Source organism: Nonomuraea terrae (assembly GCF_004348995.1).
GTDB lineage: Bacteria > Actinomycetota > Actinomycetes > Streptosporangiales > Streptosporangiaceae > Nonomuraea > Nonomuraea terrae.
Genome location: NZ_SMKQ01000129.1, coordinates 1 through 25,790 on the forward strand (window position 1 = coordinate 1; position 25,790 = coordinate 25,790).

General features: G+C 72.7%; 32 protein-coding genes. 17 read left to right on the forward strand and 15 right to left on the reverse strand.

The annotated features are described in order from the left end of the window. The first annotated feature begins 228 nt into the window (after positions 1-228). Genes E1286_RS30990 through rbsK form a run of 9 tightly spaced genes read left to right on the forward strand, consistent with a single transcriptional unit; the run spans position 229 to position 9,644 of the window. The gene (locus tag E1286_RS30990) at positions 229-1,281 is read left to right on the forward strand and encodes a LacI family DNA-binding transcriptional regulator (protein WP_132618093.1); all 1,053 of its coding nucleotides are present in this window, start codon (positions 229-231) and stop codon (positions 1,279-1,281) included. Continuing rightward, complete coding sequence (locus E1286_RS30995; protein ID WP_132618094.1) at positions 1,278-2,192, forward strand: carbohydrate ABC transporter permease; 915 nt, start codon at positions 1,278-1,280, stop codon at positions 2,190-2,192. The genes E1286_RS30990 and E1286_RS30995 overlap by 4 nt, the downstream gene beginning before the upstream one ends. Beyond that, positions 2,192-3,010 carry a carbohydrate ABC transporter permease gene (locus E1286_RS31000; RefSeq protein WP_132618095.1) on the forward strand — a complete coding sequence of 273 codons (819 nt, stop codon included), beginning with the start codon at positions 2,192-2,194 and terminating at the stop codon, positions 3,008-3,010. Before E1286_RS30995 ends, E1286_RS31000 begins: the two co-directional genes overlap by 1 nt. 9 nt (positions 3,011-3,019) lie before the next feature. Continuing rightward, positions 3,020-4,321: an ABC transporter substrate-binding protein gene (locus E1286_RS31005; RefSeq protein WP_132618096.1), complete on the forward strand. Its 1,302-nt coding sequence runs from the start codon at positions 3,020-3,022 to the stop codon at positions 4,319-4,321. 14 nt (positions 4,322-4,335) lie between these two features. Further along, positions 4,336-5,301, forward strand: coding sequence for an ADP-ribosylglycohydrolase family protein (locus tag E1286_RS31010; RefSeq protein ID WP_132618097.1), 966 nt, complete (start codon positions 4,336-4,338; stop codon positions 5,299-5,301). Positions 5,302-5,306: 5 nt separating this feature from the next. Beyond that, positions 5,307-6,302 carry an ADP-ribosylglycohydrolase family protein gene (locus E1286_RS31015; RefSeq protein ID WP_132618098.1) on the forward strand — a complete coding sequence of 332 codons (996 nt, stop codon included), beginning with the start codon at positions 5,307-5,309 and terminating at the stop codon, positions 6,300-6,302. After that, positions 6,299-7,438, forward strand: a complete 1,140-nt coding sequence (locus E1286_RS31020; protein ID WP_132618099.1) for an ADP-ribosylglycohydrolase family protein — start codon at positions 6,299-6,301, stop codon at positions 7,436-7,438. The genes E1286_RS31015 and E1286_RS31020 overlap by 4 nt, the downstream gene beginning before the upstream one ends. Further along, positions 7,435-8,763 (forward strand): ADP-ribosylglycohydrolase family protein, encoded by a 1,329-nt coding sequence (locus E1286_RS31025; RefSeq protein WP_132618100.1) that lies wholly within the window; start codon positions 7,435-7,437, stop codon positions 8,761-8,763. Before E1286_RS31020 ends, E1286_RS31025 begins: the two co-directional genes overlap by 4 nt. Beyond that, complete coding sequence (rbsK, locus tag E1286_RS31030) at positions 8,760-9,644, forward strand: ribokinase (protein ID WP_132618101.1); 885 nt, start codon at positions 8,760-8,762, stop codon at positions 9,642-9,644. Before E1286_RS31025 ends, rbsK begins: the two co-directional genes overlap by 4 nt. Here the strand turns inward: rbsK and E1286_RS31035 are convergent. Together E1286_RS31035 and E1286_RS31040 are read right to left on the reverse strand one after the other, a co-directional pair. Beyond that, positions 9,637-10,197: a dihydrofolate reductase family protein gene (locus E1286_RS31035; RefSeq protein WP_132618102.1), complete on the reverse strand. Its 561-nt coding sequence runs from the start codon at positions 10,195-10,197 to the stop codon at positions 9,637-9,639. The two genes, rbsK and E1286_RS31035, sit on opposite strands and share 8 nt — an antisense overlap. 77 nt (positions 10,198-10,274) lie before the next feature. Then, positions 10,275-10,775, reverse strand: coding sequence for an NUDIX hydrolase (locus tag E1286_RS31040; protein WP_132618103.1), 501 nt, complete (start codon positions 10,773-10,775; stop codon positions 10,275-10,277). 53 nt (positions 10,776-10,828) lie between these two features. On the opposite strand from E1286_RS31040, the gene E1286_RS31045 reads away from it, so the two are divergent. Continuing rightward, a complete protein-coding gene (locus tag E1286_RS31045; protein ID WP_132618104.1) occupies positions 10,829-11,044 on the forward strand; it encodes a hypothetical protein in 216 nt (71 codons plus the stop codon). Between the two features lie 250 nt (positions 11,045-11,294). Here E1286_RS31045 and E1286_RS31050 read toward each other — a convergent pair whose 3' ends face one another. Next, the gene (locus tag E1286_RS31050) at positions 11,295-11,981 is read right to left on the reverse strand and encodes a FadR/GntR family transcriptional regulator (RefSeq protein ID WP_132618105.1); all 687 of its coding nucleotides are present in this window, start codon (positions 11,979-11,981) and stop codon (positions 11,295-11,297) included. 175 nt (positions 11,982-12,156) lie between these two features. On the opposite strand from E1286_RS31050, the gene leuA reads away from it, so the two are divergent. Beyond that, positions 12,157-13,851, forward strand: a complete 1,695-nt coding sequence (gene leuA, locus E1286_RS31055) for a 2-isopropylmalate synthase (protein WP_246075375.1) — start codon at positions 12,157-12,159, stop codon at positions 13,849-13,851. Here leuA and pyrF read toward each other — a convergent pair whose 3' ends face one another. Then, a complete protein-coding gene (gene pyrF, locus E1286_RS31060; protein WP_132618106.1) occupies positions 13,852-14,670 on the reverse strand; it encodes an orotidine-5'-phosphate decarboxylase in 819 nt (272 codons plus the stop codon). Between the two features lie 124 nt (positions 14,671-14,794). Here pyrF and E1286_RS31065 point away from each other — a divergent pair, with 124 nt between their 5' ends. Beyond that, complete coding sequence (locus tag E1286_RS31065; protein ID WP_132618107.1) at positions 14,795-15,268, forward strand: DUF2283 domain-containing protein; 474 nt, start codon at positions 14,795-14,797, stop codon at positions 15,266-15,268. On the opposite strand, the gene E1286_RS31070 is transcribed toward E1286_RS31065, so the two are convergent. After that, positions 15,265-15,624 carry a hypothetical protein gene (locus E1286_RS31070; RefSeq protein WP_132618108.1) on the reverse strand — a complete coding sequence of 120 codons (360 nt, stop codon included), beginning with the start codon at positions 15,622-15,624 and terminating at the stop codon, positions 15,265-15,267. The two genes, E1286_RS31065 and E1286_RS31070, sit on opposite strands and share 4 nt — an antisense overlap. A 74-nt stretch (positions 15,625-15,698) precedes the next feature. On the opposite strand from E1286_RS31070, the gene E1286_RS31075 reads away from it, so the two are divergent. Continuing rightward, on the forward strand, positions 15,699-16,496 hold the full coding sequence (locus E1286_RS31075) for an HAD family hydrolase (protein ID WP_223190570.1): 798 nt from the start codon (positions 15,699-15,701) through the stop codon (positions 16,494-16,496). Between the two features lie 176 nt (positions 16,497-16,672). On the opposite strand, the gene E1286_RS31080 is transcribed toward E1286_RS31075, so the two are convergent. From E1286_RS31080 to E1286_RS31085, 3 genes are all read right to left on the reverse strand, one after another. Beyond that, positions 16,673-17,230 carry a TIGR00645 family protein gene (locus E1286_RS31080; RefSeq protein WP_132618121.1) on the reverse strand — a complete coding sequence of 186 codons (558 nt, stop codon included), beginning with the start codon at positions 17,228-17,230 and terminating at the stop codon, positions 16,673-16,675. 74 nt (positions 17,231-17,304) lie between these two features. Next, a complete protein-coding gene (locus tag E1286_RS48215) occupies positions 17,305-17,460 on the reverse strand; it encodes a hypothetical protein (protein WP_165969993.1) in 156 nt (51 codons plus the stop codon). A gap of 61 nt (positions 17,461-17,521) precedes the next feature. Then, positions 17,522-17,713: a hypothetical protein gene (locus E1286_RS31085; protein WP_132618109.1), complete on the reverse strand. Its 192-nt coding sequence runs from the start codon at positions 17,711-17,713 to the stop codon at positions 17,522-17,524. 313 nt (positions 17,714-18,026) lie between these two features. Between E1286_RS31085 and E1286_RS49480 the strand changes: the two genes are divergently transcribed. Together E1286_RS49480 and E1286_RS31095 are read left to right on the forward strand one after the other, a co-directional pair. Further along, positions 18,027-18,728, forward strand: coding sequence for a hypothetical protein (locus tag E1286_RS49480; RefSeq protein ID WP_223190572.1), 702 nt, complete (start codon positions 18,027-18,029; stop codon positions 18,726-18,728). Between the two features lie 34 nt (positions 18,729-18,762). Beyond that, complete coding sequence (locus E1286_RS31095) at positions 18,763-19,050, forward strand: hypothetical protein (RefSeq protein ID WP_132618110.1); 288 nt, start codon at positions 18,763-18,765, stop codon at positions 19,048-19,050. A gap of 87 nt (positions 19,051-19,137) precedes the next feature. Here E1286_RS31095 and E1286_RS31100 read toward each other — a convergent pair whose 3' ends face one another. After that, on the reverse strand, positions 19,138-19,500 hold the full coding sequence (locus E1286_RS31100; protein ID WP_246075376.1) for a winged helix-turn-helix transcriptional regulator: 363 nt from the start codon (positions 19,498-19,500) through the stop codon (positions 19,138-19,140). Between the two features lie 68 nt (positions 19,501-19,568). Between E1286_RS31100 and E1286_RS31105 the strand changes: the two genes are divergently transcribed. Continuing rightward, entirely contained in the window at positions 19,569-20,216 is a 648-nt protein-coding gene (locus E1286_RS31105; RefSeq protein WP_132618111.1) for an NADPH-dependent F420 reductase, read from the forward strand. An 8-nt stretch (positions 20,217-20,224) separates the two neighbouring features. Here the strand turns inward: E1286_RS31105 and E1286_RS31110 are convergent, their stop codons facing one another. Further along, positions 20,225-20,884 carry an endonuclease V gene (locus E1286_RS31110; RefSeq protein WP_223190574.1) on the reverse strand — a complete coding sequence of 220 codons (660 nt, stop codon included), beginning with the start codon at positions 20,882-20,884 and terminating at the stop codon, positions 20,225-20,227. 76 nt (positions 20,885-20,960) lie between these two features. Here E1286_RS31110 and E1286_RS31115 point away from each other — a divergent pair, with 76 nt between their 5' ends. After that, a complete protein-coding gene (locus tag E1286_RS31115; RefSeq protein WP_132618113.1) occupies positions 20,961-22,052 on the forward strand; it encodes an alpha/beta hydrolase in 1,092 nt (363 codons plus the stop codon). A 12-nt stretch (positions 22,053-22,064) separates the two neighbouring features. On the opposite strand, the gene E1286_RS31120 is transcribed toward E1286_RS31115, so the two are convergent. From E1286_RS31120 to E1286_RS31140, 5 genes are all read right to left on the reverse strand, one after another. Beyond that, complete coding sequence (locus E1286_RS31120) at positions 22,065-22,778, reverse strand: type 1 glutamine amidotransferase (protein ID WP_132618114.1); 714 nt, start codon at positions 22,776-22,778, stop codon at positions 22,065-22,067. 76 nt (positions 22,779-22,854) lie between these two features. After that, a complete protein-coding gene (locus E1286_RS31125; protein ID WP_132618115.1) occupies positions 22,855-23,682 on the reverse strand; it encodes a bifunctional 5,10-methylenetetrahydrofolate dehydrogenase/5,10-methenyltetrahydrofolate cyclohydrolase in 828 nt (275 codons plus the stop codon). Beyond that, on the reverse strand, positions 23,679-24,284 hold the full coding sequence (locus E1286_RS31130) for a cyclodeaminase/cyclohydrolase family protein (RefSeq protein WP_132618116.1): 606 nt from the start codon (positions 24,282-24,284) through the stop codon (positions 23,679-23,681). Before E1286_RS31130 ends, E1286_RS31125 begins: the two co-directional genes overlap by 4 nt. A gap of 28 nt (positions 24,285-24,312) precedes the next feature. Continuing rightward, positions 24,313-24,843, reverse strand: a complete 531-nt coding sequence (locus E1286_RS31135; RefSeq protein WP_132618117.1) for a hypothetical protein — start codon at positions 24,841-24,843, stop codon at positions 24,313-24,315. Between the two features lie 50 nt (positions 24,844-24,893). Next, positions 24,894-25,790, reverse strand: an 897-nt coding sequence (locus E1286_RS31140; RefSeq protein WP_165969994.1) for a M1 family metallopeptidase, incomplete at its 5' end; no start/stop codon positions are given.

Below are 25,790 nucleotides of genomic sequence, written 5' to 3' on the forward strand. Positions count from 1 at the left end.
GCCCGCCCGCGACTGAGACGCCGGAGGCCGGTGCGATCCCCGCCCCGGCCTCCGGGCCTGTCCGCCGTGGTTCGCAGGACAGGGGGCCGCCCATTGCCGTATCGACGGCCGAGCTTGGTGTTATGGGATCGTGACTTGACCCGGACGTTACGCGCAGGTTTCATGTCCACCACACCGTAAACGTTTACAGATGTTGGTAAACGTTTACGCCAGGATGGAAGGACAGCCTTGGCCGACGGACCCACGATCAACACGATCGCCGAGCGCGCCGGTGTCTCGATCGCCTCCGTCTCGCGGGTGCTGAACGGCCTGCCGACCCGGCAGGAGACCGAGCGCAAGGTGCTGAAGGCGGCCGAGGAGCTCGGCTACGTGCGCAACGCCGTGGCCAGGTCGCTCAAGTCGCGCCGCACCAACCAGGTCGCCTTCGCCATGGCCGACGTGGGCAACCCCGCCTACCTCGCCATGCTCCGCCAGATCCAGCCGGTGCTGAAGGCCGCCGGATACCGGCTCGTGCTGCACTCCACCGACGCCGTCGCCGCCGACGAGATCGACGTCCTGCACAGCCTCGGCGAGCGCTACGTCGACGGGCTGATCATGAGCCCGCTGCGGGTCACCGACGCCCACCTGGAGATGCTGGCCGCGGCCCGCGCCCCCGTCGTGATCATCGGCTCCGTCCCCGAGGGCACCCCGGTGGACAACGTCCGCGCCGACTCCCGCACCGGCGTCCGGCTCGCGGTCCACCACCTCTACGCGCTGGGCCGTCGACGCATCGCCATGGTCAACGGCCCGATCGACACCGTGCCCGGCGCGGCCCGCGGGGCGGCCTACCGGGAGGCGCTGGAGAACCTGGGGCTGCCCTACGACGACGACCTCGTGCAGATCGGCGACTTCTACCGCGCCGAGGGCGCCCGCGCGGTGGCGGAGCTGCTCGCCCGGGTGCCCGACGTGGACGCGCTCATGTGCGCCAACGACCTGATCGCCCTCGGCGCGCTCGACGTGCTGCGCGCGGCCGGCCGGCGGGTGCCGGACGACGTCGCGGTGGTCGGCATGGACGACACCGACCTGGCCGCGGCCTCCTGGCCGTCCCTGACCAGCGTCTCGCTCGGCTCGGCCGAGCGCGGCAAGGTCGCCGCCGAGCTGCTGCTCGAACGGCTGCGGGGCGGCGACAGCGAGCCCCGGGTGGTCACCGTGGCGCCCCGGCTCGCCGTACGCGCCTCGACGGCCGGTCCCGCGTACGAGGGCGCCTCGGACGGTTCCGACAGGAAGGAGGGCGGCGCGTGACGGCGACCGCGACGAGACCGGCGCCGCCCCGGGCGCCGCGCGCGAAGCGGCGCGGGGCGTCGCGCCAGAAGCGGGAGATGTGGCTGCTGATGCTGCCGGCCATGGTGCCGGTGCTGCTGTTCAGCGTGGGCCCGCTGCTGTACGGCATCGGCCTGGCGTTCACCGACGCCCGCAACACCCGCGTCCACGAGACGAGCTTCGTCGGCCTGGAGAACTTCACCCGGATGCTCTCCGACGAGCAGTTCTGGGCGTCGTTCCAGATCGGCGCGATCTGGTCGATCTCGGTGACCGTGCTGCAGTTCCTGGCCGCGCTCGGCCTCGCGCTGCTGCTCAACATGAACCTGCGGTTCAGGAGCGTGGCGCGGGTGCTGGCGGTGGTGCCGTGGGCGATGCCGCCGGTGGTCATCGGCCTGATGTGGAAGCTCGTCTACCACCCCGACGCCGGCATACTGAACGACCTGCTCGGCACCGACATCAACTGGCTGGCCGACTTCTCGCTCGCGCTGCCCGCCATCATCGTCGTGGGCGTCTGGACGGGCATGCCGCAGACCACGGTCGTGCTGCTCGCCGGCCTGCAGAACGTCCCCAAGGAGCTGTACGAGGCCGGCGAGGTCGACGGCGCCGGCCGCTGGAGGCGGTTCTGGAACATCACGCTGCCGCAGCTCCGCCCGGTGATCGTGGCGATCACCTCGCTCGACTTCGTGTGGAACTTCAACCAGTTCGGCCTGGTCTACGTGCTCACGCAGGGCGGCCCGGGCGGACGGACGCGGCTGCCGATGCTGTTCGCCTACGAGGAGGCGTTCCGCTACCGGGCCGCCGGCTACGCCTCGATGCTCGGCCTGGCCATGGCGATCGTCGTGCTCGCGGTGCTCGGGCTCTACCTGTGGCGCCAGATGAGGGAGGCCAAGTGATGAGACGCGTCCCGCTGTACGCCGCGCTGCTCGCGTACGTCGTCTTCCTGGCGTTCCCACTGCTCTGGCTGCTGTCCACGGCGCTGAAGACGCCGCAGGAGATGGCGCTGACCAGCCCGACGTGGATCCCGGGCGAGCCGACGCTGGCCAACTTCACCGACGCGTTCGGTGAGCAGGACCTCGTCGGCGCGGCGCTGCGCAGCCTGGTCGTGGCGCTGGCCAGCAGCCTGCTGACGGTGCTGATCTCCTTGCCCGCGGCGTACTCGATGGCCCGTTACCGCAGCCTGGTCAGCCGGATCGCGATCGGGTGGGTGCTGGTCAGCCAGGTGTTCCCGTTCATCCTGATCATCATCCCGCTCTTCCTGATCATGCGGGACCTGGAGCTGGTCAACACCCTGCCGGGCCTGGTGGCCGTGCACGTGACGTTCACCCTGCCGTTCGCGCTGTGGATGTTGCAGGGGTACGTCCGCGCGGTGCCACGCGAACTGGAGGAGGCCGCCTCGGTGGACGGCGCGAGCCGGCTGCGCGCGATCGTCAGCGTGGTGGCCCCGCTGCTGGCCCCGGGCGTGGTCGCGACGCTGCTGTTCGCGTTCATCTCGTCCTGGAACGAGTTCATGTTCGCGCTCGTGTTCCTCCAGGACCCCGACGTCATGACACTCCCGCTGACGCTGGTGAGGTTCACCGGCCCCGAGGGGGTGGCCCGGCTCGGACCGCTGGCCGCGGCGTCGCTCATGGCGACGATCCCGAGCCTGATCTTCTTCGCAATCATCCAGCGGCGTCTGAAGTCCGGCCTGATGGCCGGCGCCGTCAAGGGCTAGGAGGCACCTATGCGTATCAAGTCCGCTCTGGCGGCCGCGGCGATCGTCACGCTCGCCGCCGCGTGCGGCGGGGGAGGCGGCGGCGAGCCGGCCGGCCCCGGCGAGCCGGTGAAGCTCGATTTCCTCAGCCTGGCGTGGCAGAAGGAATCGGTTGCCGCGAACAAAGAGCTCGTGAACGAGTGGAACAAGGCTCACCCGGACATCCAGGTCACCTACGTCCAGGGCAGCTGGGACAACGTCAACGACCAGCTCGTCACCCAGTTCGCGGGCGGCACGGCGCCGGACGTCATCCACAACGACTCGCCCGCCCTGGCCGGGTTCGCCTCCGACGGCTACCTGCTCGACCTGTCCGGCAAGCTGCCGGCCGAGCTGAAGAGCGACATCCCGCAGCACGCCTGGGACACCGTCACCTTCGCCGGCGGCGAGGGCGAGCAGGGCGTCTACGGCGTGCCGTTCCTGCAGGAGTCGCAGGTCATCATCGCCAACAAGAAGCTGCTCGACGAGTCGGGCGCGCGCGTGCCGACCCCCGAGGAACCGTGGACCTGGGACGAGTTCTCCGAGGCCGCCAAGAAGATGACCAAGGACGGCCGGTACGGCGTGGCCTGGGCGATGAAGTCGCCGGTCAACAAGACCCTCAACCTGGCGCTCAACTTCGGCGGCACGTTCTTCCAGACCACCGACGGCAACACCACCGTCAAGGTCGGCCCCGAGGAGCGCGAGGTGCTGCAGCGCATCCACGACCAGCTCTACAAGGACAAGTCCGCTGACCCGGCCGCGCTCGGCCAGGGCACCGCCGACCCGCTGCCCGCGTTCTTCCAGGGCAAGTTCGCGATGCTGCCGACCGGCGTCTACCTGCGCCAGCAGGTGGTCGAGCAGGCGCCCGACGGGTTCGAGTGGGTCACGCTGCCCGCGCCCAAGGGCACCTCGGCCCAGCAGGGCGCGGTCTCCCAGACGCTGTCGATCGCGCAGGAGAGCGAGCACCCGGACGAGGCCATGCAGTTCATCTCGTTCTTCCTGAACGCCGCCAACCAGGCCAAGCTCGCCAAGGGTGACTGGCTCCTGCCCACCTCCCAGAAGGCCGCCGCCGACGCGGCGATGACCACGAAGGAGAACGGCTGGGACGTCGCCACCGCCTCGGCGCAGAACCTCGTCGTGGCCCCGTTCCTCAAGGTGAACGGCTACGACGAGTGGCGCAGCAAGGTCGCCACGCCGGTCCTCCAGGAGTACTTCGCCAACAAGATCAGCCTCGACGAGGTGGCCAAGCGGCTGGTCGAGGAGGGCAACCAGGTGCTGGAGCGCTACCACCGGTGACGGATCGCAGCCAAGTGAGGGACAGAGCCCGGGGGTGTCTGCTCGGCCTGGCGGCCGGCGACGCCCTCGGGGCGCCCGCCGAGAACCTCACACCCGTGGAGATCCGCCGGCGGTGGGGGCGGCTCACCGAGATCGAGGGCGGCGGCACCGACGACACCGAGTACGCCATCTTCGCCGCGTCGATGCTGGTGCGGCGCGGGCACGGGCTGACCTCCCACGACGTGGAGCGGGCGTACCGCACGGAGATCATCCCGCGGGCGACCGGGCCGATGCGCGGGGCCGGCTTCTCCGAGCTCGGCACCGTCGAGGCGCTGCGCCGCGGCCTCGAACCGCCGCTGACCGGGCTCGTGCACCAGCACGGCTGGTCCGACGGGCTCGCCATGCGGGCGGCGCCGTACGGGATCTTCTGCCCCGGCGACCCGGCGGAGGCGGCGCGGCTGGTGGAGCAGGACGGGCTGGTCAGCGGGTCCGGCGAGGGCATCGCGGGCGGCCGGGCGGTCGCCGGCGCGGTGGCCGCGGCCATGGCCGGGGCCGAGCCCCGCGACGTGGTGCAGGCCGCGCTGTCGGTGATCCCGGCCGACTCCTGGACGGCCAGGAACGTGGTGCGGGTCTGCGAGGTGCTCGCCGCCGGCGGGCCGCGCGGACGCGGCGAGGAAGCCGTCGAGGCGCTGCACGAGGCCGTGGTCGTCCGCCACTACCCCTGGACCGACATCGCGCCCGAGGCCGTCGCGCTGGCCCTGGCCGCGTTCCTGGCCGGTGACGGCGACGTCGAGGAGTCCGTGACGTTCGGGGTGAGCCTGGGCCGCGACGCCGACACGATCGGCGCCATCGCCGGCGCCGTGGCGGGCGCCTCGCAGGGCGAAGCGGGCGTCCCCGCCCGCTGGGCCGCCAGGATCGGGCCCGTGACGGGCAAATGCCTGCCCGTCGTCGCCGGGAGACACGTGCTGGACACAGCCGACGAGCTGGTGGAAGGACTGTAGATCACATGTCGGGGGACAGAATCAGGGGGGCCTTCGCCGGGCTCGCCGTCGGCGACGCCGCCGGCTGGCCCGCCGGCCGCCACCGCTCGGCGCTGCACGCGCCGTGGAGCCGCCGCCTGTACCGCGAGCTCGACGCGTTCGCCGAGGAGCACCGCGTCACCACGCTGCCGGTGCCGTTCGCGCTCAACCAGCCGGTCGCGCCACTGCGGATCGGGCCGTCCGACGACGCCGAGTGGCTCGCCTGGACGGCGCTGACCATCGATCTCCGTGGCGACCGGCCGCGCGCCGAGGCGTTCAGGGAGCTGACGGACGTCAGGGCGCGCATCTCCGTGGCGACCGCGCTGGACAACCTGGCCAAGGGCGTCGAGCCGCCCGCGTCCGGGCACGACAATCCGCACCACTTCGACGACGCCGCCGCGATCCGGGCGGTCGCGTACGGCGCCATCGGGCGCGATCCCACCGAGGACGCCCAGGTCACCAACGCCCTCGACGGCGTGCTCGGCGCGCGGGCCATGGCCGCCGCGGTGGCCGAGGCCGTCGCGTCCGGGCAGGTCGGCCGGGCGGTCGAGGCGGCGCTCGCCGTCCTGCCGCCCGACACCGCCATCGGGCACAACGCGCGCGCCGCGCTGGACGCCGCCCGCGCGGCGGGAGACCCGTTCGCCGCGGTGCCGGCACTGGACGCGGTGCTGCTCGACCACGTCTACAGCTACGCCGTGGGCGCCGCGCAGACGGTGCCGCTGGCGCTGGCGCTGGCCGAGGCGGCCGGCGGCGAGCTGGGCCGGGCCGTGCCCGCGGCGGCGTGCCTGGCGCCGGTGGCCGACTCGGCGCCGGCGCTGACCGGGGCGCTGGCTGGGGCCTGCGGCGGGTTCGACGCGATCCCGGAGGGGTGGATCGCGTCGGTCCGTACGCTGGCCGGCTGCTGCCTGCCCGATCTGGCCGGGCGGGATCTCATCGAAGTAGCGGACAATCTCACGAGTCATCTCACGGAGGGAATCGCATGACGCCGCTTGAGGACAGGGCCACTGGCTGCGTGGCGGGGGCAGCGGTCGGTGACGCGCTGGGCGGCGCAACCGAAGGCTGGACGCCCGAACAGATCGTGGAACGTTACGGCGGCCGCGTCGAGGGCATCGTGCCGCCGTTCAACGAGGACTGGCGCAACGCCCGCCCCATCGCGCCGTACCACAAGGGCGACGGCCACATCACCGACGACACCCTCATGACGCACGCCCTGATCCGCGTGTACGACAAGGCCGGCGGGCACCTCGACGCGTACGCGATGGCCGAGCACCTGGTGCCCGAGCTGATGGGCGAGCGGCGCTGGATCCCCGAGCTGGAGACCGAGGCGCTGCCGCTGCAGCGGATCTTCCTGGCCGAGAAGTGGATCGTCGCCCGCCTGCACTACGGGCACGTCGACCCGCGTGAGGCCGGCGTCGGCAACATCGTCAACTGCGGCGCCGCCATGTACGTCGCCCCGGTCGGCATCGTCAACGCCGCAGACCCCGACGCCGCCTACGCCGAGGCCATCGACCTGACCGGGGCCCACCAGTCCAGTTACGGCCGCGAGGCCGCCGGCGTCATGGCCGCCGCCGTCGCCGAGGCCATGCGCCCCGGCGCGAGTGCCGACTCCGTGGTCGCGGCCTGCCTGCGCCTGGCCAAGGACGGCACGCGGGCCGCCATCGAGGCCGTCTGCGAGGCCGCCTCCGGCCTGACGCACTGGGAGGGCTCGTTCGAGACGCTGCGCGCCGCCATGCGCCCCTTCGACACGGTCGCCGACACCTACCGCGACCAGGGGCTGGGCGCGCGGCGGCCGAGCCGGGTGCACAGCATCGAGGAGCTGCCGCTGGCGCTCGGGTTCCTGGTGATCGCCAAGGGCGGCTACCGCGACACGGTGCTCGGCGGGGTCAACTACGGGCGCGACGCCGACTCGATCGCCTCCATGGGCGGCGCCATCGCGGGCGCGCTCGGCGGGCTGTCCGCCGTGCCGTCCGCGTGGGTGGAGCAGGTGGGGGCGGCCAGCCGTACCGACCTGGTGGCTCCCGGGCTGGCGATCGCGGAGGTGGCCCGCCGGGTGCACGCCGACGACGTGGCCCGCCGTCGCCGCCACGAGGCGGCCTTCGCGGAGCTCGACGGCCGATGATCCGGCTGACCTGGGTCCAGCCCGAGGACCTCGTCGGGCACGAGCTGCGCCAGGCCGCGGAGGACGGCCGCGACGTGCGCGAGATCGCCGAGCGCTGGCACGCGGCCGGCGGGCACGACGCCCCGCCGAGGGCCGGCGCCTCCGAGCCGGGCGCCGCGCGGCTGCGCCGGCTCGCCGAGCGGCTGCTGGACGAGCTGGCGGCGATCCCGTCGCCGCTGGACGAGCCGTCCGACCTGGACGCCATCGTCGCCGCCTGCCCCGACTGGCCCTCAGCCGCCGGCCGGCGCGACGTGGACCCCGCCCGGGTGCTGGGCGCCTGGCAGGGGCGGGCGGCCGGGTGCGTGCTCGGCAAGCCCGTCGAGAAGATCCCGCGTGAAGGCATCAGGGAGATCGCCGAGGCCACCGGCAACTGGCCGATCCGCGGCTGGTTCACCGCCAAGGGCCTGCCGGACGACGTCGCCCGCCGCTGGCCGTGGAACCGGCGCAGCGCCGTCAACTCCCTCGCCGAGAACATCGACGGCATCCCCGAGGACGACGACCTCAACTATCCGCTGCTGGCACTGTCGGTGCTGGAGCGGCACGGCCGCGGCTTCACCACCGACGACGTGGCCAAGCTCTGGCTGGACGAGCTGCCCGCCGGCCGGACGTTCACCGCCGAGCGGATCGCGTACCGCAACCTGCTCGACGGTGTGGAGCCGCCGGCGACGGCCACGTACCGCAACCCGTTCCGCGAGTGGATCGGCGCGCTGATCAGGGCCGACGTGTACGGCTGGGTCAACCCGGGTGACCCGGCCACGGCGGCCGAGTACGCCTGGCGAGACGCCCGCCTGACGCACACCGCCAACGGGATCTACGGGGCGATGTTCACGGCGGCGATGTGCGCCGCCTCGCTGGTCGCCACGTCGGCGGAGGAGGTCGTGGACGCCGGCCTGTCCGTGGTGCCGCGCGGCTCGCGCCTGCACGAGGCGGTACGCCTGGCCGCCGCCGACGCCGCCCGCGAGGACGACTTCGAACGCGTCGTCGACCTCCTGCACGAGCGGCACGGCGCCGTGCACTGGGTGCACACCATCCACAACGCCGCCCTGATCGCGGCCACGCTGATCCACGGCCGCGGCGACTTCACCGCGACGATCGCCGGCGCGGTCGCCGGCGGCTGGGACACCGACTCCGCCGGCGCCACCGCCGGGTCCCTCGCGGGCGCGCTGAACGGCGGCGTGCCGGAGCGGTGGCGGCTGCGCGACGCCCTGGCCAGCAGCCTGACCGGGTTCGACGGCGTGGGGCTGGGCGAGCTCGCCGCCCGTACTCAGGAGATGATGGCCTCATGATCTCGGTATTCGGCAGCGCCAACATGGACCTCGTCGCGTACGTCGCCCAGGCCCCCGAACGGGGGGAGACGGTCACAGGTCACCGATTCCGCACGATCCCCGGCGGCAAGGGCGCCAACCAGGCGATCGCCGCCGCCCGCGCCGGGGTCCAGGTGGCGTTCCTGGGCGCGGTGGGCGACGACGGCTTCGGGGCGGAGCTGCGCGCCGCGCTCACGGAGGCCGGCGTCGACGTGCGCGGCCTGCGCCAGGTGCCCGGGTCCAGCGGCATCGCGCACATCGTGGTCGACGACGACGGCGGCAACTCGATCATCGTCGTCCCCGGCGCGAACGGCACCGTCACCGGGCCATCGGGCGAGGACATGGCGGCGATCGCCCGCTCCGACGCGCTGCTGCTCCAGCTGGAGCTGCCCATGGAGGGTGTCGTGGCGGCGGCGCAGGCCGCCCAGGTGTCCCGGGTGCCGGTCTACCTCACGCCGGCGCCCGCCCGGCCACTGCCGCACGAGCTGCTCGGCGCCGTCACGACGATCGTCCCGAACGAGCACGAGGCCGCCGCCATCACGGGCGTCTCCGGGCCGGAGGCCGCCCTCGACGCGCTGCTGGAGCAGGTGCAGGAGGCCGTCATCACGCTCGGCTCCGACGGCGCGCTGTACGGGGCGCGCTCCGGGGAGCGGCTGCGGGTGCCCGCCGCCGCGGTCAAGGCCGTGGACACGACGGCGGCCGGCGACACGTTCGTGGGGGCGCTTGCCGTGGCCCGTGCCGAGGGGCGCGGCATGGCGGAGGCGCTGCGGTTCGCGTCGACGGCGGCGGCGCTGTCGGTGCAGCGGGAGGGCGCGAGCACCTCGATGCCCACCCGCCACGAGATCGAGAACGCCCTCAGCTGACCCGGTCGTAGCGCAGCACCGCCGTACGCCCGTCGCACACCCGCGAGTCCGCGAGCCGCAGGTCCATCCGCTCCTGCGGCGGGAACAACGGCCGGCCGCCGCCGAGCACCACCGGGTGGACCATGACGTGGTACTCGTCGATCAGGCCGAGCGCGGTGAGCGCGGACGCCAGCCGCGACCCGCCGTTGAGCAGCAGGTCGTCGTCCGCCTGCCGCTTCAGCTCCGCGACCTCCTTGCCGAGGTCGCCGGAGACGATCCGGGTGTTCCAGCCGGCCTCCCGCAGCGTCGTGGAGAACACGACCTTCGGCGTGCTCCGCCAGATCGGCGCGAACTTGAGGTCGTGCGGGTCGTCGGACATCGACTCGGCGTGCGGCCAGTAGCCGGACATCATCTCCCACACGACGCGCCCGTACAGGAAGGTGCCGACCCGGGACTGCACCTCGTCCCCGTACGCCGACAGCTCCGGCCCCATCTGCGCCCAGTCGAACTCGCCGTTCGGGCCGTGAATGTGGCCGTCGAGCGAGGTGTGCACCCAGTAGATGATCTTGCTCATGTATGTGCTCCTTCTCCGTTGTCCGGCAGGGGGTCGGAGCGGCGCACGTCTTCTCGACATCGTGGGAGAAAGAATTTTCAGTCGTGCGTCCAGTGGAGCCGTACGGCGGCCACGGGCCGCGTCCCCGTCAGCAGATCGGGCAGGAGCGCGGCCAGGCCGGGCGGGAACACGCGCTCCCGCGTGGCCGCCAGTTCCCCGGCGCTCCACCAGCGGTTGCCGTTCAGCCACTCCTCGCTGACGTGGTCCTCCCGCACGGTGGGCGCCACGGTCGCGGCCGCGACCCGGGCGAAGAAGTACGAGCTCACCGTGTGGAAGTGGCGGCCCTCGTTCGACCACGTGCCCTCGTTCACCGCCACCGGCTCGCCCAGGGCGGCCGGGTCGAGCACGTGGCCGGTCTCCTCCAGCGCCTCGCGGGCCGCCGCCTGCGCCGGGGTCTCGCCGGGTTCGATCCCGCCGCCGGGCAGGTGCCAGGAGGGCTCCTTCGGCCACGGGGCCGGCGGGACGAACCGGAACAGCAGCACCCGGTCCCGGGGGTCGGCCAGGATGACGCGGGCAGTAGGACGCTCAGCAACGATCACGTTTGGACCCTAACAGGCCGGTTTGGGGGGTATACGCAGGGCAGGTGAGGGCCATGACCGAAACACCCGATGAGCTGCCCGAGACGATCGACGGGATCGAGGGGGAGAGCGACGTGGTCGCCGAGCGGTCGGGGTCGGACACGCCCAAGAGCCGCCGGCCGCTCCTCGCGGACCTTCCCGATGACGAGGAAGAGCCGTGGCATTCGGAGGGGCCGGAAGAGGACGAGGACGAGGACGTCACCCGCCCCGACGCCGGCCCCACCGGCTGACCGCACGCACCCGCTCCGGACCCACGAGCCTGCCGCAGTCCACCGCTCGTGTCCCAAGGGCCCGCCGGACGCCGCCGCTCGACCCAAGGGCCGGCCGGACGCGGCCGATCGACCGGCTACGGTGGCCCGCCGCGGCCGGATCTCGCCGTGCCCGAGCCGTGCCCGAGCCGTGCCCGAGCCGTGCCCGAGCCGCCGTTGAGAGCATCAGCCGGTGATGTTCCGCGAAGTGGATCCCGCCGGCCGCCCCAGGCTATTGCCGCAGGTGGGCGAAGGTCTGCCGGAGCTCGGCCTCCAGGACGGAAGCGGCCGTGTCGCCGTCGCCGTCGCGGACGGCCCTCACCAGCGCCGCGTGCGACTCGTGCCCCGGCTCGCGGTCGTGGTCGCGCAGCCGCAGCAGCTCCACCAGGTCGACCAGCCGCTCCCGCAGCGCGGGCGCGAACTCCGCGAACAGGTCCGTCAGCACCGGATTGCCCGCCGCCGCCACGACCGCCGCGTGCAGGGCGATGTCGGCGTCCACGAAGGCGGCGTCGTCGCCCGCCGCCGCACGGGCGCGCGCCTCCAGCGCCGCCTCGATCGCCGTCACGTCCTCGTCCGTACGCCGCCGCGCCGCCAGGCGGGCGGCCTGCGTCTCGACCATCATGCGGACCTCGTACACGTCGGCGATGGCGGCGCGGCGCAGCCGGACCGGCCAGTCCTCGGCCGGCTCGGCGGCGATCACGAACACCCCCGACCCCTGACGGGCCCGCACCAGACCCGCACCGGCGAGGGCCCGCAGGGCCTCGCGCACCGTGGAACGGCCCACCCCGAGCGTCTTGGCCAGCGCGTTCTCGCCGGGGAGCCGGGTGCCGACGGGCCACTCGCCGCTGGCGATCTGCTCGCGCAGGTGACTGGTGGCCTGCTCGACGAGCGGGCTCGGACGGAGGGAGGCGAGAGGCATCGGCGAACCTATCAGCTTGTCTGAGGACCTGTGGTGTGATTTAGTGTACCGCCATGACGTCGTACGGTCTGCTGCTTCTCGGCCGCCGCGGCGGGGCCTGACCGCGACCGGCACCCCGCCGCGGTGTCCAGGGTCTCCGCCGGTCCTTCCCGCCAAGCGAGACAGCAAGGAAGCAATGTACGTCTGGAACCGGCAACGTCCGAGCACCATGCCCTCCCACCGCTACCGCCCCGCCCACGAGCGCGTCGAGGTGCCGCTGACCGAGCGCGCCTGGCCCGCGCGGCGCCTCACCCAGGCGCCCCTGTGGGTGCCGGTCGACCTGCGCGACGGCAACCAGGCCCTGGTCGAGCCGATGGACCCGGAACGCAAGCGCCTCATGTTCGACCTGCTCACGACCATGGGCTTCAAGGAGATCGAGGTCGGCTACCCGTCGTCCAGCCGGCCGGACTTCGACTTCGTCCGCCACCTGGCCACCTCCGGCGCCGTGCCGGACGACGTGAGCGTGGTGGTCTTCACGGCCGCCCGCCGCGACCTGATCGAGCGTACGTTCGCCTCGATCGAGGGGATGTCCCGGGTGGTCGTGCACCTGTACACCGCCACCGCCCCCACCTGGCGCGACGTGGTGCTCGGCCACGACCGCCGCGAGCTGCGCGACCTCATCATGGACGCCGCCGCTCACGTCGCCCGCCTGGCCGGCGACCGCGACATCCGCTTCCAGTTCTCCCCCGAGGTGTTCAACCTCACCGAGCCCGACTACGCGCTGGAGGTCTGCAACGACCTGACCGCCCTGTGGGACGCCTCGCCGGACCGCCCCGTGATCCACAACCTGCCCGCCACGGTCGAGGTCGCCACCCCCAACGTGTACGCCGACCAGATCGAGTACATGCACCGCCACCTCGACCGCAGGGACGCGGTGATCCTCTCCGTCCACCCGCACAACGACCGCGGCACCGGCGTGGCCTGCGCCGAGCTGGCCCTGCTGGCGGGCGCGCAGCGGGTGGAGGGCTGCCTGCTCGGCAACGGCGAGCGCACCGGCAACGTCGACCTGGTGACCCTCGCGCTCAACCTGCACGTCCAGGGGGTCGACCCGATGATCGACCTGTCCGACATCGACGAGGTCCGGCGCGTGGTCGAACGCTGCAACCGCCTGCCCGTGCCCGAGCGCCACCCGTACGCCGGCGACCTGGTGTACACCGCCTTCTCCGGCACCCATCAGGACGCCATCGGCAAGGGCCTGGCCCACCACGCCAAGCGGGCCGCCGAGCTGGGCGTGCCGCCGGAGCTCGCGCCGTGGGACGTGCCGTACCTGCCGATCGACCCGGCCGACGTGGGCCGCGACTACCAGGCGGTGATCCGGGTCAACAGCCAGTCGGGCAAGGGCGGCATCGCGTACCTGCTGCGCAGCCGTCACGGACTGGAACTGCCCCGGCGGCTGCAGATCGACTTCTCTCAGGTCGTGCAGCGGGCCACCGACGGCAGCGGCGAGGAGGTCACCGCCGAGCAGCTGTGGGAGCTGTTCCGCGCCACCTACCTGGCGCCGGGGGAGCCGAGCCCGCTGACGGAGTGGAACACGGCGCAGACCGGGCCGGGCGTCCACGAGTTCACCGGCACGCTGCGCGACGGCCGCCTGCTACGCGGCACCGGCAACGGCCCGCTGTCGGCGCTGGCCGGGGCGTTCGCCGCCGGCGGCGTAGACGTCGACATCCTGCACTACGCCGAGCACGCCCTCGACCCCGGCCACGACGGCCGGGCGATCGCCTACGTGGAGGCGCGCGTCGGCGGCGCGACGTACTGGGGCGCGGCCGTGGACACGTCAGCGCTCACGGCCTCGGTGCACGCGGTGCTGGCCGCAGTCAACCGCGCTGCCTGATCACACCACCGGGGCGGCGGTGAGGTGCGCGACGCACTCCTCCCGATAGGCGAGGGTACGCTCCCGCAGCCGCCCGGGGTCGGCCAGCACGGCGCGGGAGACCGACGGCAGCAGGGCATGCCGTACGGACGCGAACACCCGCGCCACGTCGGCGGGCGACGCGCCCTGCACGCCCAGCCCTGGAGCCAGGACGGGCCCGTTGAGGTCGTCCAGCGACTCCTCCAGCAGGGGCAGCGTGGCGCCCATCACGACCCCGACCGGCCCGAACGGCGAGTGGCCCGCGTTCGCCGCGGCGGCCCCGGCCAGCACCTGCCCTGCCACGGGCCGCTGCAGCGGGGCCGCCTCCGGGTTCGACGTGCGGGCCAGCACGAACACGCCCGCGTCGTTGGCCACCGCCGAGGCGATCGCCCCCTCCAGCGACCCGAACCCGAGGTACGGGCTCAGCGTCACGGCGTCGGCGGCGAGAGGGCTGCCCCGGTCGAGGTAGGCCTCGGCATAGGCGGCCATCGTGCTGTCGATGTCGCCCCGCTTGACGTCGAGGATCACCAGCGCGCCGGCGTCACGCAGGTCGGCGATGGTGCGTTCGAGCACGGCGATGCCGCGGCTGCCCCAGCGCTCGAAGAAGGCCGATTGCGGCTTGACCGCGGCGGCGACGTCGGCCACGGCGTCGACCACCGAGCGGCTGAAGCGCTCCAGGCCGGCGGGGGAGTCGTCGAGCTCCCAGGCCTGCAGCAGGGCGGGGCTCGGATCGATGCCCACGCACAGCGGCCCCCGCTCGTCCATCCTGGCCCGCAGTCGCGCCCCGAACGAATCGTCCATCTCACCGCTCCCCCGCCACCGCGGGCGCGGCGGCTCGAATCGTCTACTCGGGCGACAATAGGCCACGAAGCCCCTTCCGCTGAAGCGAGTCTTCCATGAATGGCCTCGGGGTAGATCAGCTGACATGTACGAGATCGCCCAACGGGTGCTGGCGCTGCGCACCGATCCGCCACGTGACGTCGTGGTCACGATCGGCCTGCCCTACGAGGAGCCGACGGGTGACTGGTCGTGCCCGTACCGGATCGACGGGCTGGAAGGGTGGGAGCACGAGCGGAAGGTCACCGGGTTCGACGCGATGGAGGCCGTCGAACTGGCGATGAGCACGGTCCGGGCGGCGCTCGCCGGGTCGCACGAGGCCGGCGAGGGGCTGCTCGCCGCCGACGACCTGCCGCAGTCCCGCGCCAGGACCGTGTACGTCACCTGGCACCAGGAGAGCAACGTCGCCTACATCGCGATGAAGCACGAGGTCGGGCCCGGCGAGGCCGTGCGCCAGGTCGTCGCGGAGGACGTCGTGCTCGACTATGCCGGCTCAGGGGAACTCCTGGGCGTGGAGCTGACGGACGCGGCGACGCTGCTGCCGTCGGAGATGCGTCTCTAGCGCCTGAGCAGCCACCGCCAGCGCGGCAGCTCCAGCACCACCGTCACCACCGCCAGCACGGTGACCAGCGCGGCGGCGATCGCGTGCCAGGCCGCCCAGGCCGCCGCCACCGCGACGAGCACGTGCAGGACGACCAGGGCGATCGTCACGAAGCCCGGCACGGCGACGATCACACTGCGCTTGTCGCCCGGTGTGGAGAACACCGTCGGCAGGCCGATCAGCACCGCCACCGACAGCACCGCCAGCGGAACCGACGTCGCCGCCAGCGCCCAGGGCGTCGCCACCCAGGCCACCAGCTCGGTGGCGAAGCGGAACGCGGACGCGACGCGGTCGTCGGGGCGGGGGGTGGTGAGCACCCGCGCACTCTACACAGAAGGGGACCAGCGAGCCTAGATGTGGATCTTTCCCCTCGGGTCGGGATAATCGGTCTGTGAATACACCTCCACGCATCGTGGCCACCGACCTCGACGGCACCCTCCTCACCTCCGAGGGCACCGTCACCGCCCGTACCCGGCAGGCCCTGCGGGCGGCCCGCGCGGCGGGCGCCGAGATCGTCTTCGTCACCGCGAGGGCACCGCGCGGCGCCAGGGAGATCGCCGCCCGGGCCGGCGTCACCGGCACCGCCATCTGCAGCAACGGCGCGGTCGTGTACGACGTGGAGACCGACGAGATCACCGCCAGCAGCCCGCTCGACCCCGTGGCGGCGCGCAAGGTCGCCGAGGCCCTCGCCCAGTCGCTGCCCGGCGTCGGCCTGGCCGTCGAGACCGGCAGGGGCGTGCTGGCCGAGTCGGCCTACACCCGGCGCGTCGAGAGCGACCTCGCGTTCTACCGGGAGGTCGAGTCCGTCTTCGACCATGACCAGCCGATCGTCAAGCTGCTCGCCCTGTCGGTCGCCCACACGGCGGACGAGATGTACGCGGCGGTGTCGCCCGCCGTCGGCCACCTGGCTGAGGTCACGCACTCGGGCGTGGACGGGGTGCTCGAGATCAGCGCCGCGGGCGTGACCAAGGCCGGCACGCTGGAGCGGCTCTGCCAGCACAGGGGCGTCGCGGCCGGCGACGTGGTGGCCTTCGGCGACATGCCGAACGACCTGTCCGTGCTGCTCTACGCGGGCGCCGGCTACGCGATGGCCAACGCCCACCCGATGGTGCTGGCGGCGGCGGAGCACCGGACGCTGTCGAACGACGAGGACGGCGTGGCCGAGGTGCTGGAGCGGCTCTTCGCATGACGGAACCCGTGCCCGCCCTGCTCACGGGCGGGCACGGGTGAATGCCCCGGCGCCGCGGGTCGTCCCCGGGCGCCGCGGGGCGGCCGTCGAGGACGGAGCCGCCGCAGGCGCCCGGGGGCTCCGCGGTCAGAGTCATCAGGAATGTCCCGCGCGGCACGGCGACGTGGTGCGGCGGCCTAGGCGACCACCCGCTCCGGCTGCCTCTCCGGCTGCCGGTCCACCGGCCGCTCTCCGTTGGCCGCACCCTCGTGCGGGTGGCCACCCGCCATGATCCGGTCGATCAGGGCGAGCGCCAGCGCGGAGACGACGAAGGTCAGATGGATCAAGGTCTTCCAAATGAGCTCCCTGTCGGTGATGGACGGCCGGGCCGCGTTGATGAAGATCTGCAGGAGGTGGATGGACGAGATGCCGATGATCGCCATGGCCAGCTTGACCTTCAGCACGTTGGCGTTGACGTGCGAAAGCCACTGCGGCTGGTCGGGGTGGCCCTCGATGCGCAGCCGGGAGACGAACGTCTCGTAACCGCCGATGATCACCATGATGAGCAGGTTGGAGATCATCACGACGTCGACGAGGCCGAGGACGATCAGCATGACCGTGGTCTCCGGAGGGTGGCCTCCGAATCCCAGGTGGACGAGATGCACCAGCTCGGCCAGGAACCGCCACACGTAGACGACCTGGGCGACGATGAGCCCCAGGTAGAGCGGCACCTGGATCCACCGGCTGAGGAACATCACATAGCCGACGTGTCCCAGAGGAGTCCGTGGCCCCGTCGGCGTCTGGGCCACGGACAGTTGCGCCGGACGCACTAGGAGGTCAGGAGATTGACGTGGTGGACCCAGGTCTCCACGGTGACGAGGGGTGTGCCGCCGCCGAGTGTTTCGAGGGTTTCCTTGATGCTCGGTGGTGCGACGGCCGCCACCGCGAAGGCGGTGACGACGACGGTCAGGAAGCGGACCTTCAACGGAACTCCTTGCTGCTGCATTCTTCGTAGACGCTGATCGCGCTGTCTGAGGGGATGTGGGTCAGGCGTGGAAGCAGTCCACGACCGGGGTCTTCGCGGTGAAGAGGTCGGGGTGGGCGGTGAAGTCGCTCACCGACTCGGACACGCAGGTGCCCAGCGTGGCGGGATCGATGGCCGCGTGCGCCGGCGCGGCGAGCAGGGCCACGGCTCCGGCGGCGACCGCGGCCGCGAGCAGGCGGGGGGTGGAACGCATGGAACCTCCTGGGGACGGTAACGAGGAACCCTCGACGGTGTTACCCAGCGTAGTGGTAAAGCAACGCTCCGTAAAAGCATCGTCATCCAGCGAGATTCGAAGCTTCTTCCCGGGCCGGTGTCCTGGCTGTTCCGGGAGGCAGGAACATGCAGCTGTTGTCACGATGTGCGGTGATGGTTCACGAAGATCCGCACAGGGGCTGGAAACGACGGCAGCCTGGGGGGAACGGCTACGGCGCTCACGGCGCGCGAGCTTCGTCGCGTCGCCGTCGGCGCACCGGCCGGGCTGAATCGGGACCCGCTGGGGAAATTCCATGGCGCTTCTCCTCGAACGTGCGGTGGGCTGCGGACCGGGTCACATCGTCCGCGAGAACCGGCACCATCAACGCGAACGGCGGCATCCGCCGGATCTCGGGGCTTCCACCATCACACCGGCTCCGATCGAAATGACGTGCGCGACGACGGCCCGAAAGTCGCCACCCATTTTCCGCAAACCCTCACGATTGCTTACCTTCATATTCCATGGCCCGCTGCTATCGTCGGCGAATCAAGTCACGAAATGGCGGGGGGATGCGTTGAGGGCAATCGTACGGATTGCGGTGATCACCATTTTCGGCTGCGGCGCGCTGCTGACCGGGGCCGGCGCATCGGCGGCCGAGGAACCCGAGGAGACCACCGTGTCGACGCCGACCAGCGCGTCGGCGCCGGGGGAGCTCTCCTCGCTGTTCAAGCGGGCGGTGGGCGCCGACCTGGGCACCGTCATGGAAACGCTGCCCAGCGTTTTCTGCGGTAACCGGCTGGTCGCCTACAACTCCCCATCGCACAATTCGCCCACGAAGTGCGTCAACGGCCCGGAGAACAGCGGAAACTCGACAAACAGTGGGAACTACCATAATGAAGGTAAGGCGATCAACAGCGGAAACTTCTCCAACACCAACGGCTCGACGGGGAGCAGTAACAACAGCAACGGCGGAAATACGGCCAACGGGCCACAGGACGTTTCTCCGGCCGGGTGAGTGCGCGATGGGGGGCTTGATGAAAAGGGCCGGCATGGCTGCGCCGCTCGTGCTGGTGATGTCGGCGGTCGTGGTGTCCACGCCGTCGCCGGAAGGTGCTTCGGCGGCCGTGGCCCACGCCGGGCACGACTGGGTCAGGGACCGGGGCAACTCCTGGAAGAGCGGTAACTACCGCGTTCGGGGGCGCCAGGTGAACAGCGGCAACTGGGACAACGCCAACGGCGCCGTCAACAGCGACAACAGCATCAACGGCGGTAACTTCGCCAACGGACCGCAGCACATCGTGGAGGGCAAGGGCATCGCCCGGCTCGACCGTCGCTGACGGACGTGATCCCCGCCGCGCCGATGCGGCGGGGATCATCGGCCGCGACCGCGCCGGCCGCCCTCCCCTGCTACGGCGGTCGGACGATCAGCGGCTTTCGTCCCCGTCTTGGGCGGCCAGCACCTCGTCGGCGTGATCGTGGGCCCACTCGCCGAACGCCCCGATCGGGCCCAGCAGCGAGCGCCCCAAGGCGGTCAGCTCGTACTCGACCCTCGGCGGGGCCTCGGCGTACGCGCGGCGCGCCACCAGGCCGTTGTGCTCCAGGCGCCGCAGCGTCTCGGTGAGCACCTTGGGCCTGATGCCGCCGATCTCCTCACGCAACCGGCCCGGCCGCCGCGGCCCGTGGCGCAGCGCCCAGATGACGACCGCGTTCCACGTGTTGGACATGAGGTCGAAGGCGAGCCTGGCCTGGCAGTCGGCGAGGAACAACGGCGGCCTTTCGTCGAGCACCGAATGGTGTGCGTCGGAATCTCTACGGTCTTCCTGCAAGTAAAGCCCGTTGCGGATGGAGGACGTACATGAGGATCGGGATTCTGGGCGCGGGCGGGATGGCCGACGCGCTGGGCACGCAGTGGGCCGCGGCCGGCCACGACATCATGATCAGCGGCAGGGACCTCGGGAAGAGCGCCGCCCAGGCGGCGCGCATGACCGAGCGGGGCGGCGCGGTGGTGCGGGCCGGGAGCTGGGCGGAGGCGGCCGCGTTCGGTGACGTCGTGGTGGTGGCCGTACCGGCAGAAGGGCTCGCCGGCACGCTCGCCGCCGCGGGGGCGGCGCTGCGCGGCAAGCCGCTCGTCGACGTGACCAACGCGGGCCCCGCGCACTTCGACCCCGCGCGCCCGCTCGCCCCGATGGTCGCGGAGGTGAGCGGCGGGCACGTGGTCAAGGCGTTCAACCTGTGTCATGTGGACGTGTGGCGGATGACGCCGCCGGTCTTCGACGGCCGTGCGCTGGCCGTGCCGCTGTGCGGCGACGACCCGGTGGCCCTGGAGGCGGTGCGTACGCTGGTCGCCGACCTCGGCTGCACCCCTGTCGTGGCCGGAGGGCTGGAACGGGCCGTACTGCTGGAGGCGACGGCGGCGTTCGTGATCAGCTTGTGGTTCGGGGGTGCGGACGCGCAGGCCGTCCTGCCGCCCCTCGCCTCCTCGGGCACGCACCGCCCGGGCTGACGCCCGCGTCAGGAGGGGTGGCGGGCCAGGTGGTCGGCGTGGCGGATCGGCTCGGGGAGGCGGTAGCGGGGCGTCAGGCGCAGGACCTGCTCCGTGACCGTGTCCAGCGAGACGCGGTGGCCCTGCGAGACGTAGACCGGCTTGACCCCTGGCCGCGTGCGCAGGGCCCGGCCCACCGTGGCGCCCTCGTGGACGATCGGCGTCCAGGCCCCGCGTTCCGGTCCGGGCGTCTCGTGGACGCCGACGAAGGGCGTCTTGCCCACGCCCAGCGCCGGCAGCCCGGTCAGCACGCCGAGGTGGCAGGCCAGGCCGAAGCCGCGCGGGTGGGCAACACCGTACCCGTCGCAGACCAGCAGGTCGGGCGTCACCGTGAGCCGTTCCAGGGCCTCCACGAGGGCGGGCAGCTCGCGGAAGGCGAACAGACCCGGCACGTACGGGAAGGCCGCCCGCCCGTGCGCCACCACCTGCTCCACAGGCGCCAGCGTGGCGGCGTCGAGCACGACCGCCGCCGCCGTCAGCGCCTCGTCGCCGTGGTAGTGCACGTCGAGGCCGGCGACGAGCGTGAACGTGGCGGGGCCGGTCAGCTCGACGTGACCGCGGAGCCGATCTTGCACGGCCTCCGCCTCCGCGACGCTGGACGGCCAGGGGTGGAGTTGCTCGACCTGCACGGGGCCAACGCTATACCGATCGGCCGGAGAGGCGTCCGGCGAGGCGTCCGGAGAGGCGTTCGGTAAGGTCGGCGGCATGAGCGAGATCTTGGTGGTCGCCGGCCCCGGGGTGCCCGCCGACGCGGCGCTGCTGGAGGAGATCGCCACCCGCGAGTTCGCGGTCTGGGACGTACGCGGCGCGGTGGCCCACGCCCGTGACGCCGCCCACCTGCGCGCCCTCGTACGGGGGAGCGGCGCGGCGGTCGTCGTCCCAGGGCCGTCGCCCGAGGCGCGGGCGCTGATCGGGCAGCCGCTCGGGCCTGAGGTGGTGGCCTGGGTGGACCTCGAACGCGTCGAGGGCGCGGGACACCTCCATGGGCGGGGTCTGTGGGGGCTCGCGTGGGGCGTCCGGCACGCCGTCCACCGTCTGCGCCACCCGCCCACCCGGCGGATCTCCTACGGCGACGGCTCCGCCGAGCAGTGGGCCGACCTGTACCTCCCGTCCGGACGCGCGGGCGGGACGCCGGTCGTGGCGCTGGTGCACGGCGGATACTGGCGTTCGATCTGGGCGGCCGACCTCATGGAGGCCCTCTGCGCCGACCTGACCGCACGCGGTCTCGCCGTGTGGAACCTCGAGTACCGCCGCCCCGACCGGCACGGCTGGGCCGCCACGGTCGCCGACGTGGCCGCCGGCCTGGCCGCGATCGAGGGCGCCGATCCCGGCCTCGACCTGGACCGGGTCGCCCTCGCCGGACACTCGGCCGGGGCGCAGCTGGTCCTGCGGGCCGTGGCCGACGGGGCGCGGGCCAGGCTCGCCGTGTCGCTGGCCGGCGTGCTCGACCTCGTCCAGGCCGACCGCCGCTGGCTGAGCGCCGGCGCCACCGCCACCGCCCTCGGCCACCCCTCCGACCCCGCGCATCCCTCTGCGGGGGCTGTCGCGCTGGACGAGACGTACGGTGCCGCGTCGCCGTTGCACCGGGTGCCCGTCGGGGCGCCGCAGCTGATCGTCCAAGGCACAGGGGACGAGCTCGACTTCGTGGACTTCGGCCGCCGCTACGCCAGGGCCGCCCGGGAGGCCGGCGATGACGTGACATATCTGGAAATGCCGGGCGACCACTTCGACGTCATCCTGCCGACCACCCCGATCTGGCAGGCCACCGCCCAGGCCATCACCGAAGCCCTCGTTTAGAGCGGGAGCTCCCTACATCCCCCGCGCCACCGGCCCGAGGGCGCGCTCGGTGACGATCGCGGCGAAGCGGGTGGTCACCTGGTGCCAGATCGGGGTGGAGACCGGCTCGTCCGCCACCGCCCGCTCGTACACCTCGGCCGGGTCGAAGCCGTCGGCCGTCCACCCGCGGATGCGCTCCGGCAGCACCTCCGGATGGAACTGCACCCCCCACGCCCGCTCACCCATGCGGAACGCCTGGTACGGGCAGCGCTCGGTCTCCGCCAGGTGGACGGCGCCGTCCGGCAGCCGGGTGATCGCGTCCTTGTGGTGCTCGACGGCGGGCACCACCGGCGGCAGCCCGTGGAAGAGCGGGTCGGCCGCCGCCTCGGGCCTGATGGTGACCGGCAGGCTGCCGTTCTCGGGTGCGCCGACGTCGCCGGTCACCTCGCCGCCCGCCACCTCGGCGAGCATCTGGCCGCCGAGGCAGATGCCGAACACCGGCACGCCGTCCTCCAGCGCCTGACCCATCAGCCGCCGGGCGTCGCGCAGCCACGGGGCCCGGTCGTCCTCGCCCGGCAGGTAGCCGCCGCCCAGCATGATCATGGCGTCGTGCTCCAGCCGGGCCGGCAGCGGGGCGCCCTCGTGGGCGAGCACGACGTCGAGCCCGAGCCCGGCCTGCTCCAGCCAGCCGCCCACCCGGCTCGGGCCGCCGCTCTTGCTGTTCTGCACGACGAGGATGTCAGCCATCAGATGCCTCCAGAATGCGCTCGTCCACGTCTTCCGCGCGGGTGAGCCTGAACACGTGTACGGTGCGGCGGCCGGGTCACGGAAGGTTCGCCGCCCGCGCGGTGTGGCGCAGGAGCAGGGCGGTGGTCACCGGGCCGACACCGCCGGGCACCGGCGTGAGGGCCCCGGCCACGGGGGAGACCGCCTCGAAGTCGACGTCACCGGTCAGCCCGCCGTCGTCGGTCGGGTTGGTGCCGACGTCGATCACGACCGCGCCGGGCGCCACGTGACCGGCGCCGATCAGCCCCGCCCGGCCCGCCGCCGCGACCAGCACGTCGGCCGTGGAGGTGACCGAGGCCAGGTCACGGGTGCGCGAGTGGGCGACGGTGACCGTCGCGTGCCGGTCGAGCAGGAGGTGGGCGAGCGGTTTGCCCACCACGGTGGAGCGGCCGACCACCACGGCCCGGCGTCCCGGCAGCTCCACCTCGTAGTGGTCGAGCAGCGCCATCACGGCCGCCGCCGTGGCCGGCGCGAACGCGGGCAGCCCGGCGGCCAGCCGGCCCAGCGACAGCGGGTTGGCGCCGTCGACGTCCTTGCGCGGGTCGATGGCGGCGGCCAGCTCCTGCGCCGAGGCGCCCGCGGGCAGCGGGGTCTGCATTATCAGGCCGTGGACGTTGGGGTCGGCGCTGAGCCGCGACAGCGTCTCGCCGATCTGGTCGGGGCTCGCGTCCGGGCCGAGGTCGACCACGTCGCAGGCGATGCCCACGCCGGCCGCCGCCTTGGCGATCGAGCGGACGTACCACAGGCTCGCCTCGTCGGCGGTGGCGACCACGACGGCCAGCCGTGGTTGCGGGCCGGCCGCCGCCTCCGCCTCGGCCTGCGCGCGGATGGCGGCGGCGAGGTCTCTGCCGCTCAGCGTCCTCACCGGTTGATCTCCTCGCGTACGGCGGCGGTGACCTGCTCGGCCCTGGACACGGCGGCGTCGACGCCGGCCACACGGGCGCCCAGCTCGGCGCGCAGCCGTTCTTCGGCGATGCCGCCCAGGTTGACCTCGACGTTGATCCGGGCCGTGGTGAGGGCGGCGCGCGCGGCCTCGGCCGCGGCGGCCACGTCGGTGACGACGTTGCGGTTGGCGATGGGCAGCAGCAGCTCGCAGAGCTCCACCAGGCGGGTGGCGGCCTCCGCCACGCGGGCGGGCGGCTCGGCGGCGCCGGCCAGTGCCCGGGCGAGCGTCGCGCTGCGCTCCTCGCCCTTGGGCAGGCGGTAGGCGTCGGCGACCACGGTGAACGCCGCGGCGTCCTCCTCGGCCAGCTTCAGCGCGTCGGCCCGCAGGGCGTCGGTCTCGGCGGTCACGGCGGCCACGGTCTCGGCGTGGGTGGCGTACCTGTCGCCGGTGGTGTAGCGGGCCACCATGCCGAGCAGGGCGGCGGCCTGCGCCGCGTGCAGGGCGGCCGTCGCGCCGCCGCCGGGCGCGGGCACCCGGTCGGCCAGCTCGGCCAGGAAGTCGACGATCCTAGAGTCGCGCATGGCGGCATTCTTCCAGGCCGCCCGGACCTCACTGACGGAACATCGGCCTCGTGGTGTCCTCGGGCTCGTTGTACGGCTGGAACATCGACGGCGTCTTGTCGTACCCGGTGTCGTAGGCGGGCGCGACCTCCGGCGCCGAGCGTGCGGCGAAAGCCCGCCAGCGGGACGGGAACATCGACACGACCAGCAGCATCACACCGAGTGCGGCCTGCAACCCGGAGTACGCCACGGTCATCATGCCCGTCCGCATGACCCCGGGCAGCAGGTCGTCGGGAAGCAGCGGCGTGCCGCCGAGGAGCTCCAGCACGGGCAGCACCCCGAGGGTCGTGAACCCCAGGCCGCCGAACAGCGAGGCGATGGGCGACAGGCGCGATCCGGCCAGGAAGGCCAGCAGGAGCGCCGCGGCGGCCAGCGCGGCCACCGCCGGCCAGGAGATCCGGAAGTCCCGCTGGGCCTGCAGTCCGAAATCACCGACGCCGTACCACAGCGCGGCCGTGACGATCGCGGGCAGGAACAGCCCGGCGACGACTCCGAGAGCGTGACGTGCACCGTTTGACATGATTCAACCCCGTTTGTTCGGCTTCAGTCCAACGTACTAGCCGTCGCCGGTCAGCGCGGTGTGGTCGGCGAGTCGAGCCAGGTGTCGATGAGCTCGGTGAAGTCCCGGCCTGTGTGTTCCTTGATCCACTTGGTGAAGGACGCCCGGTCCTGGGTGGTGTTGCGGTGCTCCTGGACCCACGCCCGCAACATCGCGAAGAACCTCCGGTCGCCGAGCCGCTTCCTGATCTCGTGCAGCATGATCGCCGGGCCGTAGTAGACGTTGCTGATGCCGAACGAGTCGCGCCGGTACCTGCCGGGCGGGCCGGCCTCCTGGCGCAGCCGGCCGTCGACGCGGCGGATGTTGGCGATGAAGTCGTCGATGGTGCCGTCCTCGTGCTCGGCGTACCACTGCATCTCCAGGTACATCGCGAAGCCCTCGTTGAGCCACAGGTCGCGCCACGTCCGAGGGGTGACGGTGTCGCCGAACCAGTGGTGGGCCAGCTCGTGCGCCACCACCGATGGCCGCATGTAGAGGGGGCCGAGGGCGATCATCTGCTGCGTCTCCATGCCGGAGTCGCTCGTGGCCACCAGCCCGGCGCTCGGGAACGGGTACGGGCCGAGCTTGCGCTCCAGCCAGCGCATGATCGACGGCATCCGCCTGGCCACGGGCAACTGCCGCGGCACGTCCCGCGGCCGGATCCAGTACGTGATCGGGATCCCGCGCGGCCCCTCGTCCCGATACATCCGGAACCTGTCGGCCGCGAACACCGTCAGGTAACTGGCCACGGGGTCGGTCGACCGCCACCGGAACGTGCTCGTCCGCCCGGCGGAGGTCTTGCCCTCGTACGTCCCGTGCGCCACGCCCGACCAGCCCTCCGGCACGGTGATCGCCACGTCGTAGAGCGCCTCGTCCGACGGGTGGTCGTTCACCGGGAACCAGGTGAACGCCCCGAACGGCTCCTGCAG

Coding starts and splice junctions, on each gene's coding strand:
- E1286_RS31000 (WP_132618095.1), top strand. CDS start 2,192: ATGAGACGCGTCCCGCTGTACGCCGCGCTGCTCGCGTACGTCGTCTTC.
- E1286_RS31085 (WP_132618109.1), bottom strand. CDS start 17,713: ATGCGTTCCACCCCCCGCCTGCTCGCGGCCGCGGTCGCCGCCGGAGCC.
- E1286_RS31045 (WP_132618104.1), top strand. CDS start 10,829: ATGACCGAAACACCCGATGAGCTGCCCGAGACGATCGACGGGATCGAG.
- E1286_RS31035 (WP_132618102.1), bottom strand. CDS start 10,197: ATGAGCAAGATCATCTACTGGGTGCACACCTCGCTCGACGGCCACATT.
- E1286_RS31015 (WP_132618098.1), top strand. CDS start 5,307: ATGTCGGGGGACAGAATCAGGGGGGCCTTCGCCGGGCTCGCCGTCGGC.
- E1286_RS31005 (WP_132618096.1), top strand. CDS start 3,020: ATGCGTATCAAGTCCGCTCTGGCGGCCGCGGCGATCGTCACGCTCGCC.
- E1286_RS31025 (WP_132618100.1), top strand. CDS start 7,435: ATGATCCGGCTGACCTGGGTCCAGCCCGAGGACCTCGTCGGGCACGAG.
- E1286_RS31065 (WP_132618107.1), top strand. CDS start 14,795: ATGTACGAGATCGCCCAACGGGTGCTGGCGCTGCGCACCGATCCGCCA.
- E1286_RS31105 (WP_132618111.1), top strand. CDS start 19,569: ATGAGGATCGGGATTCTGGGCGCGGGCGGGATGGCCGACGCGCTGGGC.
- E1286_RS31020 (WP_132618099.1), top strand. CDS start 6,299: ATGACGCCGCTTGAGGACAGGGCCACTGGCTGCGTGGCGGGGGCAGCG.
- E1286_RS49480 (WP_223190572.1), top strand. CDS start 18,027: ATGGCGCTTCTCCTCGAACGTGCGGTGGGCTGCGGACCGGGTCACATC.
- E1286_RS31120 (WP_132618114.1), bottom strand. CDS start 22,778: ATGGCTGACATCCTCGTCGTGCAGAACAGCAAGAGCGGCGGCCCGAGC.
- E1286_RS31050 (WP_132618105.1), bottom strand. CDS start 11,981: ATGCCTCTCGCCTCCCTCCGTCCGAGCCCGCTCGTCGAGCAGGCCACC.
- leuA (WP_246075375.1), top strand. CDS start 12,157: ATGTACGTCTGGAACCGGCAACGTCCGAGCACCATGCCCTCCCACCGC.
- E1286_RS31135 (WP_132618117.1), bottom strand. CDS start 24,843: ATGTCAAACGGTGCACGTCACGCTCTCGGAGTCGTCGCCGGGCTGTTC.
- E1286_RS31130 (WP_132618116.1), bottom strand. CDS start 24,284: ATGCGCGACTCTAGGATCGTCGACTTCCTGGCCGAGCTGGCCGACCGG.
- E1286_RS31095 (WP_132618110.1), top strand. CDS start 18,763: ATGGCTGCGCCGCTCGTGCTGGTGATGTCGGCGGTCGTGGTGTCCACG.
- pyrF (WP_132618106.1), bottom strand. CDS start 14,670: ATGGACGATTCGTTCGGGGCGCGACTGCGGGCCAGGATGGACGAGCGG.
- E1286_RS31080 (WP_132618121.1), bottom strand. CDS start 17,230: ATGTTCCTCAGCCGGTGGATCCAGGTGCCGCTCTACCTGGGGCTCATC.
- E1286_RS31115 (WP_132618113.1), top strand. CDS start 20,961: ATGAGCGAGATCTTGGTGGTCGCCGGCCCCGGGGTGCCCGCCGACGCG.
- rbsK (WP_132618101.1), top strand. CDS start 8,760: ATGATCTCGGTATTCGGCAGCGCCAACATGGACCTCGTCGCGTACGTC.